This is a genomic window from Gramella sp. MT6, assembly GCF_019357415.1.
Taxonomy (GTDB): domain Bacteria; phylum Bacteroidota; class Bacteroidia; order Flavobacteriales; family Flavobacteriaceae; genus Christiangramia.
On sequence record NZ_CP048410.1, the window covers coordinates 1148046 to 1162333 of the forward strand.

General features: G+C 39.0%; 15 protein-coding genes. 2 read left to right on the forward strand and 13 right to left on the reverse strand.

Features of this window, described 5'->3' with window-relative positions; genetic code table 11:
- Positions 1 to 660, forward strand: a complete 660-nt coding sequence (locus G3I01_RS05255; protein WP_219551757.1) for a CoA transferase subunit B — start codon at positions 1 to 3, stop codon at positions 658 to 660.
- A gap of 220 nt (positions 661 to 880) precedes the next feature.
- A complete protein-coding gene (locus G3I01_RS05260) occupies positions 881 to 4093 on the forward strand; it encodes a M4 family metallopeptidase (protein ID WP_219551759.1) in 3213 nt (1070 codons plus the stop codon).
- 45 nt (positions 4094 to 4138) lie between these two features.
- Here the strand turns inward: G3I01_RS05260 and G3I01_RS05265 are convergent, their stop codons facing one another.
- From G3I01_RS05265 to G3I01_RS05325, 13 genes are all read right to left on the reverse strand, one after another.
- Positions 4139 to 4498 carry a DUF6616 family protein gene (locus G3I01_RS05265; protein WP_219551761.1) on the reverse strand — a complete coding sequence of 120 codons (360 nt, stop codon included), beginning with the start codon at positions 4496 to 4498 and terminating at the stop codon, positions 4139 to 4141.
- Positions 4499 to 4666: 168 nt separating this feature from the next.
- Complete coding sequence (locus tag G3I01_RS05270) at positions 4667 to 5383, reverse strand: 3'-5' exonuclease (RefSeq protein WP_219551763.1); 717 nt, start codon at positions 5381 to 5383, stop codon at positions 4667 to 4669.
- A complete protein-coding gene (locus tag G3I01_RS05275) occupies positions 5373 to 6521 on the reverse strand; it encodes a serine hydrolase (RefSeq protein WP_219551765.1) in 1149 nt (382 codons plus the stop codon). The genes G3I01_RS05270 and G3I01_RS05275 overlap by 11 nt, the downstream gene beginning before the upstream one ends.
- 62 nt (positions 6522 to 6583) lie before the next feature.
- Positions 6584 to 7054 carry a methylated-DNA--[protein]-cysteine S-methyltransferase gene (locus tag G3I01_RS05280; protein WP_219551767.1) on the reverse strand — a complete coding sequence of 157 codons (471 nt, stop codon included), beginning with the start codon at positions 7052 to 7054 and terminating at the stop codon, positions 6584 to 6586.
- Positions 7035 to 8204 carry a CNNM domain-containing protein gene (locus tag G3I01_RS05285; protein WP_219551769.1) on the reverse strand — a complete coding sequence of 390 codons (1170 nt, stop codon included), beginning with the start codon at positions 8202 to 8204 and terminating at the stop codon, positions 7035 to 7037. The genes G3I01_RS05280 and G3I01_RS05285 overlap by 20 nt, the downstream gene beginning before the upstream one ends.
- Before the next feature lie 130 nt (positions 8205 to 8334).
- On the reverse strand, positions 8335 to 8811 hold the full coding sequence (locus tag G3I01_RS05290; RefSeq protein ID WP_219551771.1) for a hypothetical protein: 477 nt from the start codon (positions 8809 to 8811) through the stop codon (positions 8335 to 8337).
- A 90-nt stretch (positions 8812 to 8901) separates the two neighbouring features.
- On the reverse strand, positions 8902 to 9258 hold the full coding sequence (locus G3I01_RS05295) for a hypothetical protein (RefSeq protein WP_219551773.1): 357 nt from the start codon (positions 9256 to 9258) through the stop codon (positions 8902 to 8904).
- 62 nt (positions 9259 to 9320) lie between these two features.
- Positions 9321 to 10310 carry a porphobilinogen synthase gene (hemB, locus tag G3I01_RS05300; RefSeq protein WP_219551775.1) on the reverse strand — a complete coding sequence of 330 codons (990 nt, stop codon included), beginning with the start codon at positions 10308 to 10310 and terminating at the stop codon, positions 9321 to 9323.
- A 5-nt stretch (positions 10311 to 10315) separates the two neighbouring features.
- Entirely contained in the window at positions 10316 to 11305 is a 990-nt protein-coding gene (locus G3I01_RS05305; RefSeq protein WP_219551777.1) for a DUF4421 domain-containing protein, read from the reverse strand.
- Positions 11296 to 12198 (reverse strand): oxygen-dependent coproporphyrinogen oxidase, encoded by a 903-nt coding sequence (gene hemF, locus G3I01_RS05310; protein WP_219551779.1) that lies wholly within the window; start codon positions 12196 to 12198, stop codon positions 11296 to 11298. Before hemF ends, G3I01_RS05305 begins: the two co-directional genes overlap by 10 nt.
- Positions 12198 to 12593 carry a hypothetical protein gene (locus tag G3I01_RS05315; RefSeq protein ID WP_219551781.1) on the reverse strand — a complete coding sequence of 132 codons (396 nt, stop codon included), beginning with the start codon at positions 12591 to 12593 and terminating at the stop codon, positions 12198 to 12200. The genes hemF and G3I01_RS05315 overlap by 1 nt, the downstream gene beginning before the upstream one ends.
- Complete coding sequence (hemE, locus tag G3I01_RS05320; protein WP_219551783.1) at positions 12590 to 13624, reverse strand: uroporphyrinogen decarboxylase; 1035 nt, start codon at positions 13622 to 13624, stop codon at positions 12590 to 12592. Before hemE ends, G3I01_RS05315 begins: the two co-directional genes overlap by 4 nt.
- Before the next feature lie 13 nt (positions 13625 to 13637).
- Entirely contained in the window at positions 13638 to 14288 is a 651-nt protein-coding gene (locus tag G3I01_RS05325; RefSeq protein ID WP_219551785.1) for a uroporphyrinogen-III synthase, read from the reverse strand.

A 14288-nucleotide genomic window follows, 5' to 3' on the forward strand; every position in this document is an offset into this window, starting at 1 on the left:
ATGGCACTTGATAAAAACGGAATAGCACAAAGAATAGCCAAAGAGGTGAAAGATGGGTATTATGTAAACCTCGGAATAGGGATTCCAACTCTGGTGGCGAATTTTGTAAGAGACGATATACAGGTAGAATTTCAGAGTGAGAACGGCATCCTTGGTATGGGACCTTTTCCTTTTGATGGCGAGGAAGACGCAGATCTTATCAACGCAGGTAAACAAACAATAACGGCCTTACCAGGAGCAAGTTTTTTTGATTCTGCCACGAGCTTTGGAATGATACGAGGTCAACATGTAGATCTTACCATTCTAGGCGCAATGGAAGTCGCTGAAAACGGAGATATTGCTAACTGGAAGATTCCCGGTAAAATGGTTAAAGGTATGGGCGGCGCTATGGATCTTGTAGCCTCTGCAGAAAATATCATTGTTGCCATGATGCATACCAATAAAGCCGGTGATTCTAAATTGCTTAAAAAATGTTCTTTACCCCTAACCGGAGTAGGTTGTGTAACTAAGATCGTAACAAATCTTGCTGTTATCGAGGTGACTGATGAGGGCTTTAAACTACTGGAAAGAGCACCAGGTGTTAGCGTAGAGGAAATTCAAAAAGCTACAGAGGGAAAACTAGTAGTAGAAGGTGACATCCCTGAAATGGTCCTGAACTAGAAGAAAAATTTTTTATATCCAAAAAGGATGTGCTAGATGACGGTTTTGAATGATACTCAAAACTTTAACATCATCTACTACATCCTTTTATAGTCTGGGCTAACAAGGTTTTCTATCATCGATGAAATGCAGAATAAATCGTTAAAAGGAGTTAAAACTTTATTAATATGTTATAATCTCCTACATTAGGGCAGTAAAAACCAAACAAAACCCTATTAACGTGAAAAAAAAATTACTCCTTAATTCCGCATTATTGGCGGGATTAACCCTATTTACATTCCAGGCGAATGCTCAGGATTCCGACAAGGATGTAAAAAAACGGATCAATGACGAAAGAGGGAAACCTACCCTCATCGTATTCAAAGAGAATTCCAGTTATAAATCCAGTGATGATCGAAAACTGTTCAAGGAGCAGTTAAAATTGAACGAGCTATCTAGATTTGAAAAGATAAAATCTGAAAGAGATAATTCAGGTTTTAAGCACGACAAATTTCAGATGTTCTATAAGGATATAAAGGTAGAATTCGCTACTTATACTATTCATTCTGCAGGTGAAGATCTCCAGTCTATGAGCGGCGAATATTACAATATAGAAGATGTTGAGGTCACCCCAAAGATCTCGGCACAGGTAGCTTTTAGAAAGGCAGTTCAGCACATAGGTGCAAAATCCTATATGTGGGATGATCCAGCCAGTGCGGCTAAGATAGGTTATGAAAAACCTGAAGGCGAACTAATATTATTACCAACCATGGAATTTGAAGCCGTAAATGAGAAGAGCTTTAAAGAAGAGGTTCGTCTAGCTTACAAATTTGATATCTATGCCACAGCTCCCGTAAGCCGAGGGAATCTTTATATAGATGCAAAGAATGGGCAGGTACTATTATATGATGCGACTATAAAGCATATTGGTAAATTCAGTCATGCAAGCTCTGGAAATATAAAAGTATCAAAAGGGTCAATGCTGGAAGACGATTTTTTCGCTACCGGAACGGCTGCAACCAGGTACAGCGGTACCAAAAGTATTCAAACTTCAATCAGCGGCTCATCTTACATCCTTTCTGATGTTACCAGAGGAAACGGTATACAGACCTATGATATGAATACCGGCACCAACTACAGTAATGCCGTTAATTTCACCGATAATGATAATAACTGGACGGCAGCAGAGCACGATAATGCTGCAAAAGATAATGGTGCTTTAGATGCTCATTGGGGAGCAGAAAGAACCTATGATTATTTTTCCAGTGTTCATAACCGTAATAGTTTCGACAACCAGGGTGCGACTATTCGTAGTTACGTTCATTACGATAATGCCTATGACAATGCTTACTGGAATGGCAGCGTGATGACCTACGGTGATGGTAGTGGGACATATTTTGATATACTTACTTCATTAGATGTTGCTGCTCATGAGATTGGTCATGCCGTTTGCGAAAAAACCGCTAACCTGGCCTATCAAAAGGAATCGGGTGCTATGAATGAAGGTTTTTCTGATATTTGGGCAGCTTGTGTTGAATATTACGCAGCACCTTCAAAATCTACCTGGTTAATCGGGGAAGATATTGAAAGACGAACTGGAAGCGCTGCCTTAAGATCAATGAGTGACCCTAACTCAGAAGGTCAACCCGATACTTATGGAGGAACCTACTGGAAAAATGTGAATTGTACGCCAACAGATCAAAATGATTATTGCGGGGTTCATACCAATAGTGGTGTTTTAAACCATTGGTTCTATATACTGGCAGTTGGTAAATCTGGTACCAATGATATTGGAAACTCGTTCAATGTAAACGGGATTAGCATAGATAAGGCTGCAAGAATAGCCTATAGACTGGAAAGCGTTTATCTTTCTGCCAACGCAACTTTTGCTAATGCAAGAACTTACGGAATTCAGTCTGCAATCGACCTTTACGGTGCAGGTTCTCCAGAGGAGATAGCCGTAACCAACGCTTTTTATGCCGTTGGAGTAGGAGCCGAATATGGAGATGTAAGTTATTGTACTTCTAAAGGAAATAGTGTTGCAGACGAATATATTAGTAGAGTTCAGTTAGGTGATATAGATAATACCTCTTCTGCCGGTAGCGGGTATACAGATTTTACTTCTGTTTCTACAAATCTTTCCAAAGGAAATTCGAATACGATTACGATCACTCCAACCTGGACAGGAACCACTTATAGCGAAGGATATGCTGTTTGGATCGATTATAATCAAAATGGTGATTTTGGAGATTCTGGAGAATTGGTATGGAGCAAGGCCGCTTCCAAGACCACACCGGTTTCAGGATCGTTTATAGTTCCTTCCAGCGCTGCTAGTGGAGAGACCAGGATGAGAGTTTCCATGAAATATAATGGAATACCTACAGCCTGTGAAACGTTCAATTATGGAGAAGTAGAGGATTACACGGTATCGATCGGTGCCGGTACTGCTGATAATGAAGCGCCTTCTGCGCCATCCAACCTTACGGCTAGTGGGACTACTGAAACCAGTACCACCCTATATTGGAATGCATCTTCAGATAATGTTGGAGTTACAGGATATGATGTTTATATGGACGGAAGTCTATTAGGTTCAACAACTTCTACAAGTTCGAACATTACCGGCCTTACTTCTTCAAGCACCTATGACTTTTACGTAAAAGCGAAGGATGAGGCCGAAAATATTTCAGCAAGCTCCAATGCGATCTCTGTAACTACCCTGGGTAGTTCAGTTTCTTATTGTTCTTCAAAAGGAAACGACTCCAACTACGAATGGATAGACCTGGTTCAATTAAATAATTTGAACAATCCAACCGGGAATAATGGTGGTTATCAGGATTTCACTTCTTTAAGTGCAAATCTTCCGTACGGTTCCAACACTATTTATATAAGCACCGGTTTTTCTGGAACCGCTTATACTGAATACTGGAAGATATGGATAGATTATGATAAAGATGGTGTTTTTGAAACTTCAGAACTAGCGGTAAGTGGTTCCTCTTCCAGCAGTGGAACATTATCTGCATCTTTCACAGTTCCTAGCACAGCAACTGCAGGTCCAACCAGAATGAGAGTTTCTATGAAGTATAATTCGGCACAAACTGCATGTGAAACCTTTTCTTATGGAGAGATAGAAGACTATACGGTAAATGTTGGGCAGGCTGCTGCAACAATTGCTGCTAGTGGAAATGCTGTTGGAAATTCAAAAGCTCTGGGTAATGAGCCAAATATTTTTGATGCCAGCCTTTACCCAAATCCAGTAATAAGTGGAAATCGTTTGAACGTAGCTATTCCAGACAATAGAAAACTGGATTATAAGATCTTCAATTCTGTAGGATATGAAGTAGCTTCAGGTGAAGTGAATAAATCCATTAACGTGTCTAAATTAACCAGTGGAACCTATATTATCAGGTTTAGCGATGGGCAAAAAGAGATCGTTAAGAAGTTTATCAAGCTTTAAATTTGAATTGCCAAAAGAAAAAAGCCGGATTAAATCCGGCTTTTTTTATACTACTGAAGTTGAGTTTTCCTGGATATCTATTAGAAAATTTATAGCTTCATCCTGGTTTATAAGCTGACCCCTTGAATTTGCCTGAGAAAAATAGTTATACCAGCCGACTTTTTCTAGGTTGCTTTCAAGAACCTTGACCTCTTCTATAGATGGCATTTTCCAAACTGTCATATAGCGGTAATCACTGCGATATGGAGTATGTTCATCATTACGGGCCCAACCAAGGTTTTCTACACCGCTGGCTTTCATGTTACTTACACGTTGATGCATATTATCCATGAGTTCCTTTCTTTTTTCACGGCTTAATTTCATCCATTTGGTAGTAACGTTCCACATTTCAATATATAAATACATAATATCGAGTTTTTAATTAGAAAAATGTTCAATCACTACATAAAGGTAACATTCATAAATCAAAAAAACCTAAAAACAATTCTATAAAGTGTTAATAATTAACGACTTAATGTTAAATGAAATCTGTTAGCTGAAACTATTTTTCCTTGTATGTTTTTCCTGTCAATGTTATTCTATTGCGATAATTTCAGAATCGCCCAGTAATACTTCCTGTCTTAATCTTAGTATCACTTGTGCTATGGCTACCACATCGCGTTCGCAGTATTCGACAATACGGTCTAACTCGCCGTTGTCATAATAAACATCTCTTACCATAGAACCATCAATATCTTCTTTTGGCGAAGGAATCCCAAGCACGTGGGTAAGCAGTTTCAAGGAAGTGTAATGCTTGTAATCTCCGAATTTCCAAAGTTCCAGTGTATCAAGGTGAGGCACTTCCCAGGGTTTCTTCCCAAAAAGATCAAGCTTTGCTGGCAGTCTCATATTGTGAATAAGCATTCGTCTTGCGATATACGGAAAATCGAATTCCTTTCCATTGTGTGCGCAAAGAAGGTTATATGGTTGAAAAAAGTATTTATCCAGTAGCCTGTTGAAATCGTTCAGTAATTCCTTTTCATCCCCTTTAAAACTGGTAATTCGAAAATGTCGGCTTCCATCCCGGAAACTGAAGAATCCAGCAGAGATGCAAACGATCTTTCCGAATTCACTCCAAATACCAGCCCTGTTATAGAACTCTTCCGCTGTGAATTCATCTTTCCGTTGATATTTTGATTTTTCTTCCCATAAGGACTTTTTTACATCATCCAGTTCAGAATAATTCCTGAATTCAGGCACTGTTTCGATATCCAGGAAAAGGATGTTCTCCAGGTTTAGTTTATGAAGCATGATTCAACATTTTATAAGTCTCATCAATATACATATAAAAGTCTTTGTAATGTTTATCGCCGTTCGTGCTTCTTATAAGTTTTCTTCCCAGCCGCACAATAATGAGATCATCTTCAGGAATTACTATAACGTACTGGCCTAAAACTCCGCGCATATAAAAGATATCCTTTTTGTTATGATCACTTAACCAGAAACCATATCCATAATACGGAGTTGCTTCAAATCTTGGTTCAGTAGCTTTAGCGATATATGCAGAATCTAGTAACTGTTTCCCCTGCCATTTTCCATTATTGATGAATAGCTTACCGAATTTGGCGAAATTCCTGGCATTACTGGCGATGCAGCAATACGCTTTTTCCATGCCAGATTCCTTGCTGTCTATCTGCCAAAGTGCGTCATCATTCATCCCCAGGGGTTTCCAGAAACTTTCACTTAGATATTTGCTCAGTGTTTTTCCGGTAGCTTTTTCGATCACCATGCCCAGCAACTCGGTATTTCCGCTGAGGTATTTGAATTCTTTTCCCGGTTCGCTTACTACTTCGAGGTCTAGGATCTGTTCTCTAATATCGTCATCAAAATAGGCTCTTGCCGTAGAGGCGAAAGGATTGTAGTAGTTCTCGTTCCAGTTTAGTCCGGATGACATAGAGGAGAGGTCTCCAATAGTAAGCCTATCATCGAATTGTGGAAAAAAATCTGCCACAGGCTGGTTGATATTTTCGAGATATCCATCCTGGATAGCCTTGAACATTAAAGCAGAAACAATGGTTTTCGCCATTGAAAATGAATTGGTCCGGGATTTTTCATTGTAACCGTTGTAATATTTCTCGAACCAGATGCTATCATTTTTAATAATGAGAAAGGCAGCTGTTTCCAATTCTTCGTTAAGGCTATCCAGAGTTGAAGTGGCCGTGGCCTCATTGTATTCTTTAGATAAAGCCCATTCCTGAACTTTCTCTGGTTTTTGAATTACATGATTGTCAAAATAAGTATAATCGTCTATAAAGGCTGTTTTATGGCCCGTGAGGTAGGTGGTGGTGATGCCTTTAAAAAGGTATTCATAACCGGAAATATATAATATCAGGGAGGCTAGAAATAAGAATGCAACGAAGAGTAAAATTGCTTTAGATAGCTTTTTCATCAATAATATTTTAACTGAACCAGAAATAAATCCCGGTTCTGGTTGCTTTAAAATACTACTTTTTAAAAAAGACTTTGTTGTACGGGTGGATTTTCCATGTCCAGCAGCCATTTTTTTCTATGCAATCCACCGGCATAACCAGTTAGAGAACCGTCGCTGCCAATAACTCTGTGGCAGGGAACAATGATCCAAAGCGGATTTTTCCCGTTTGCTGAAGCTACAGCCCTGATGGCTTTTTCATCTCCCAGATCCCTTGATAATTGCAGATACGAAGTAGTAGAACCATATGGGATCTCCAGGAGTTTTTTCCATACTTTTTTCTGAAAATCTGTGCCTTGAAGATTTAATTTCAGATCAAAGTTTTGTAAAGTTCCTTTGAAATAAGCTTCCAATTGGAGTGCTGTTTCCTTTAATTCTGAAGGTATCTCGGCAGAGATAATTCCTTCATCCAGAACTTTAACAGAGGACAGACCGTCTGAATCTCCTGTTAGTTCAGCGATGCCCAACGGAGTCTCAATTTTGGCTTTTTTCATTCTTTTCCTCTTCCTCAGATTTCTCTTCGTCTTTCGGTTCTTCCTTCGGTTCTTCTTTTTTCTCCTCGGAATCTTCTGTTTCCTGATCCTGTTTTCTCTGGATCAATCCAAGTCGTTTTGCTCGTCTTTCCCAGTTCTTTCTGGCCAGCATCTGCATATCCTCCACACTATCACTTTCATCCATGATCTCAAGCCCAAGAAGGGTTTCAATGATATCTTCCATGGTTACGATACCGGTAACATTTCCATATTCATCTACGATCATTGATATATGCGCTCTTTTCTGAACAAAAATTTCGAAAAGTTCCGGGATTGGGGTATTATCGTTCGTGACCAGGATATCACGCTTTATTTCGCTAAGTGGCTGATGTCCTTTTTCATCGATAACCTCTTCCAGCACATCGTCTTTGAGGATAAAACCAGAGATGTTTGTCGATTTTCCTTCATAAACCGGAATTCTCGAAAATTTCAGGTTTTTATGATTTTGATGAAATTCCTTTAAAGAAAGGCTTTCATCTTCAGTTATCGCAACAGAAAATGGTGTCATCACATCTTTTGCTTCCACAGATTTAAAGACCAGAAGGTTCTTGATCACGGTAGTTTCGCTTTCCTCAAAAACGCCTTCTTCTTCGGCGGCATCGGTTATAGCTGCAAACTCTTCCCTGCTCATAGAACTAACATGAGCAGATTTACCTATAAGTTTTGTGGTTAACATTAGTAACCAAAGAATTCCGGTGTATTTTAACGGGAAGATCATTAGGGTAAGCGATCTTGCCGTAAAATTTCCAAGGGATTTCCAGTAAGTGGCTCCAATAGTTTTCGGGATGATCTCAGATAAAATTAAAATAGCCAGGGTCATTACCGCAGAAACGATCCCAACAGAATTTCCTCCGTCTCCAAAAGTTTTTTCTGCCTGTACCCCAACAAGGATTGCACCTACCGTATGCGCGATCGTGTTGATAGTAAGAATGGCAATTAAAGGTTTATCTATATCCTGCTTTAAATTTGCTAGAATTTTAGCATAAGGTTTCCCTTCTTTTTTCTTGATCTTAATGTACGAAGGAGTAATACTTAGCAGTGCCGCTTCAAGTATTGAGCACATGAAAGAAAAGAAGATAGATAAGAATGCATATAAAAATAATAAGCCCATACGCTTAAATGACTGTTAGACTGGCTAATTTATATATTCTTAATGCAATTATTAAAAAAGAAATGATAAAAGGGAATTAAAAAAGCCTTTCGGGTTACGAAAGGCTGTTAATAATTTACCTAAAATACGCTTATACAGCAAGATTCTTATGGATGATCTCATCCCATTTTTTAGCTTCATGCAGGCGTATGTCAGCGTCGGTGCTTTCATAATCCTCTTCATCATAAAATACCAGTTCGGTGATCTTTGAAGAATTTTGCTCTGCGAGCTGAAGTCCAAGATGAATGATCCTTTCTTTATTGGAATCAACACGAAGAGTGTTTTTTGAAATATTTACCTTGCTCACCTTTTTTAGGTCTATCACTAAATGATCTACTTCCATTTTAGGATCTATTGCTACCAGAATTTTATTTGAACTGTCGAGCCCAAGACTTAAGTGGCCAATTGTTTCGAATTTATCCAGTGTAAGGCCGTGTTTCCCGGCAATTGTATTAAGGGCTTTTTTTTGTTTCGCTTCTTTGGATTTTTGATTTAGCAAAACGTATATTATTGGGAACATGAAGATCACGAACAACAGTGTTCCGATCATTAAAGATGATTTATCCATTTTATTTTAATTAAGTAATTGAAAAACTACCCGGTCATAAAAGGAACGAGTAAATTTTGCTTTTTTAAAGCCTGTAAATAAGCTGTTTAATTACCAGAAAAAATGGAAGGGAAAGATTTGTGTTTTTAATATATTTCTTTGGTTAGGCTGAAATTCTGAAGAAGATTTTTCATCTGAAATTACCTGATGTTGAATTTCGGTAAAACTGAAACTAAGATGCGGGGGGAAGAAATTATTTTCATTCTCCTGTGAAGATCTAAAGTTAACTTCAGCAATACTCTCTTCAAAAATTACAGCCTTGGTGTTTTGCTCTGTTCTTAAATATTCTCCCTGTCTTGAATCAAGATCTGGAGTTACTTTGGTGAAAGCAAAAGCATTGGTGGCTGAGGTTAGGAAAATAACCTGCAGCAGGAACAGACTAAAAAAAGAAGACTTCTTAATTTTCACGGTGTAAATCTACTGAGAAAACAAATTCAGCACTGAAAAATTTAGTTATATTTTTCAGGTTCTCAGGAAATTAATTTCACTGCTTCTTTCGCAAAATAGGAAGCGATCATATTCGCTCCTGAACGCTTAATAGCGGTTAATTGTTCCAGGATCACGGCATCATGATCTAACCAGCCTTTTTCAGCTGCAGCTTTGATCATCGCGTATTCTCCACTAACCTGGTAAACCGCAACCGGTACATTTACCACGTTCTTGATATCTCTAACGATATCCAGGTAACACAATCCAGGTTTTACCATGACTATATCGGCACCTTCTTCGATATCCATCAGTGTTTCTCTAATGGCTTCATCGCGATTTGAAGGATCCATCTGGTAGGTCTTTTTATCTTTTGGGATATCCTTAGCGTCTACCGGTGCCGAATCCAAAGCATCTCTAAAAGGTCCGTAAAAAGCTGAAGCATATTTCGCGCTATAGCTCATAATACCAGTTTCGTCAAAACCTTCATCTTCAAGCAGGCTGCGTATTTCAAAAATACGACCATCCATCATATCACTTGGGGCTACGAAATCTGCTCCTGCTTTGGCGTGTGAAAGAGACATTTCAGCAAGAAGTGCAGTAGTGTCATCATTCAAAACCTTTCCGTCAGCAATGATCCCGTCATGTCCATAAGCGGAATAAGGATCCAGGGCAACATCGGTCATTACAAGCATTTCAGGAACAGCGTTCTTTACGGTTTTTATTGCTCGTTGCATCAGGCCTTCAGGATTTATTGCCTCCTTACCGGCATTGTCCTTAAGATCTTCAGGCACCTTTACAAAGAGCAAAACCGACTTCAAGCCCAGGTTCCAGAGTTCCTTTACTTCTTTCTCGATAAGATCAAGGCTATACCTGTAATATCCCGGCATAGATGCGATCTCATCTTTTACATTTTTTCCTTCAACGATAAACAACGGAACTATAAAATCATTAGGAGAGATAATGGTTTCTCTAACCAGTGATCTAATAGATTCGTTCGTTCTTAGCCTGCGATTTCTCCTTAATGGAAACATGTTATTTAATTTTTTATTGAATCAATCTTTTTATTGACATCATCTGAAATGTCTAAAATTTTCTTTGGAGCTTTAAATCTGTATCCGATGAAAGCCTCAAAATAAGGAATATTATCTTCGGTGTATGTGGTGCGATCTGTATTATGATTTAAAATGAGATAACTATACTGCGCTCCTGCGTAAAAATCTGAAAAATCATAATTTATGGCTCCTCTGAAATTAAGATCATATAGTAATGAGGTCAAACTTTCAGAATCTGTGCCGTTAGAAAAATTAACGCCTAATCCGGCAGCTGCACCGGCCGATATCATTAAATTCTTAGTAGGAACCCAGTTGTAATAATAGCCGGGAGAAAGTGCCACATCTACCGAATGGTATTTTTCATCGACCTGCTGCCCACTATCTCCATCCCCTTTGATCCCATATTTCGTATAGTAATAAATAAGCTGAGGTAGGAATGAACCTGCGCTTTTCAATTGTTTTTCATCCTGGTTGGTGATTGACCTGAAGGAGAAATTTTCATTGAAAATATAGCCTGTGCTACCGCCAATTTTCAGGGAGCTTGTTCTTGGAAGATATAGTTCCTGGCCGTACGCCTCAAGATAAAACCCTTTTTCATTGTAGAGGTTCAGGGTTTGCATCCACTTACCTAAATATGTCCTAAGGCCAATATTAAATAGTTTAGAGTCCTCATTATCCTGATTTTCGGCCATAAAATCTGGCGCAAATGAATAAGAAAGCTTTATCGCTTTGAAAGCTATGGAGGCACCTATCCTATTTTGTTTATTCGGTGTAAGTGAAACCCGCTGGTCCGTAAGCCTTCCCTTAAATTCGAAAGAATTTGAAGTATTTATATAAAAAAGTCTTCCGGTGATCTTGTTTGGGAATTTTTGAATGTAATTAAGCTCTTTTATAGAATCCAGTTCTATATCCTGTGCGTTCGAAAATGAAGCAGCAAATAGAAGAAATACTATAAAAAAAGCTTTTAAACCCATGGTCTTGGTTTTCTAAGGACTTCCAGTAATTTAGCTTCAGGACTGCCTGCTGCCGGATGATGGTCATAAACCCACTGAACGTGAGGTGGCAGACTCATCAAAATACTTTCGATCCTTCCGTTGGTTTTTAATCCGAATAAAGTTCCTTTATCGTGTACTAAATTGAATTCAACATAACGGCCACGTCTTATTTCCTGCCATTTTCTATTCTCTTCAGTATAAGACATGTTTTTTCTCTTTTCCACAATAGGAACATAAGCTTCCAGGAAGGAATCTCCAATATCGGTCACAAAATCATACCAGTCTTCGATCTTCATATGGCTGTCACCTTTTAAATAATCGAAGAAAAGTCCGCCAATTCCGCGGGCTTCATCACGATGTGCATTCCAGAAATACTCGTCGCATTTTTGTTTATAGTCTGAGTACAATGAAAAACCATGAGAATCGCAGGCCTTTTTAGAGACCTTATGGAAATGTCTTGCATCTTCTTCAAAAAGATAATAGGGGGTAAGGTCCTGCCCACCGCCAAACCACTGGTCTATAACGGTACCATCTTTATCATACATTTCAAAGTATCTCCAGTTCGCGTGTACTGTAGGAACCATCGGGTTTTTTGGGTGAAGCACGAGGCTAAGCCCACAGGCGAAAAAATCTACGTCACCAACCTTAAAATATTTTTGCATTGCCGGAGCCAAGGGACCGTGAACTGCAGAGATATTAACCCCTCCTTTTTCGAAAACCTTTCCATTTTCGATAACCCTGGTCCTTCCGCCACCGCCTTCTTCGCGCTTCCAGATGTCTTCATGGAATTTGGCCTTACCATCGATTTCTTCAATTTTTGAGGTGATCTTATCCTGTAGTTCCTTTATATATTTTAAAAACTCGTTCCGCATTAACTTAAGGATTTTGCTTCTTTTATTTTTTCGATCAGGCCGAAGGAAAATGTTTTAGATTCAGTTTGAGAATATTCGTAAAAGAATAACGCATGGCTGGCCAATTGTTGTGTATGGTCTGGCTCCACAAGTGAAATATTCAGCATAAGATCGCCAAAATGTTCATACTGGTCTGCAGTGAATCTTTTACTTTGAAGTTTTAGAAGCAATACATCGGGTAAAGTTTCATAGAGTCCGGATAGACCGGTTTCTATAATTTCCTCCAACGCTTTATCAACCTTTTCTCTCTGGCTTTTTCTCCAGAGATCTGGCATAAAGTCTTCTTGCAGCAAACCGGTTAGGACTTCCCCGGCCTTTTCATTTTCATCGTCCCTAAAACTTTTACTGCGTATCATCTGTTCACAGACTGGTATTCTTTTACAGCATCTACAAAGGCCTTTGCGTTATCTACCGGGATATCCGGTAAGATTCCATGGCCAAGGTTGGCGATATACCTGTCTTTACCAAAAGCGTTGATCATATCGTTCACCATGTATTTTATCTCAATTGGCTTAGAGTATAATCTCGCCGGGTCAAAATTACCCTGAAGAGTGATCTGTCCGCCACTTAAATACCTTGCATTTCTAGCCTCACAAGTCCAGTCTACTCCCAGTGCAGCTGCGCCAGATTGTGACATTTCTTTCAACGCGAACCAGCATCCTTTCCCGTAGGCGATCACAGGAACTTCATCTTTTAATGCGTCGATTATCTGTTGCATATATTTCCAGGAGAACTCCTGGTAATCTTTTGGTTCTAAAAGTCCTCCCCATGAATCGAAAAGCTGAATGGCATCTACACCCGCTTTTACCTTTTCTTTTAGATAAGCGATCGTAGTATCGGTGATCTTTTGAAGTAATGTATGCGCGGCGATAGGTTCCATAAAGCAGAATCTTTTCGCCTTGTCAAAAGTTTTTGAACCCTGGCCCTGCACGCAATAACACAATATCGTCCATGGAGAACCTGCAAAACCTATTAATGGAACTTCATCATTCAGTTCCTGTTTGGTTAGTTTTATAGCTTCAAAAACGTAATCTAATTCCTCGTTCACATCTGGAACTATAACATCCTCAACCTTTTTTGCAGTATTTACGGGGTTTGGTAACCATGGTCCAACTCCTGGCTTCATTTCCACTTCAATGTTCATCGCCTGTGGCACCACCAGGATATCGCTAAAAAGAATAGCGGCATCAGGTCCAATTTGCCTGATCGGCATAACCGTAATTTCTGTAGCCAGCTCCGGAGTTCTGCAACGAGTGAAGAAATCATATTTCTCCTTTAGTTTCATAAAATCTGGTAAATATCTACCGGCCTGTCTCATCATCCATACCGGTGGACGTTCAACAGATTCTCCTTTTAGTGCTTTTAAAAACAGGTCGTTCTTTATCATTTCCTGAAGTGTTTTATTTGTTCTTTAATTCCGAGACCACTCTCGTAATCACATTTTCAATCGTGGGTTTCGAGGCGATAATAATCTTATCTGTATGTTTTCTGGCTTCTGAAGCGGTAGTTTCTCCAATGCAAAATGCCGTTGTATTTAACGGGTTCTTTTCAGTGAAACTCTTGACTCCGCTGGGACTAAAAAACAAAATGCCGTCAAATTCCGATTGGAATTTCTTTGGGTTCAGGCTGGTTTCGTAAACCCGGGTCTCGTTATATTTTATATTATTTTCTTTTAATATTTCTGGAAGTTCTTCTCTTCGCTTATTTCCGCTGAAGAAATGAAATTCCTTTTCAGAATGCTCTTTTACTATTTGCAAAGCCAGCTCTCTCGCGTTATTCGCTTTTGTCGAAATTTTCAAGCCATAGGCTTCGGCAATAGCAGCCGTTTTTTCACCAACACAAAAGCAATTTTCAATTTCAATTTCCTTCCTTTCAATTGCTTTCACCGCATTCTTACTGGTAAAAATTGCATTCTGGATTTTGTCTTTCTCTAATTTAAAATCAATGAACTTAATAGTGATGGCATCATATTCTACCAATCCAATCCTGCTGTTCAGCAATAACTCTTTCTGGTTAAGTGCGAGTTTTTTGGTGGATAGAACCGTAGGCAT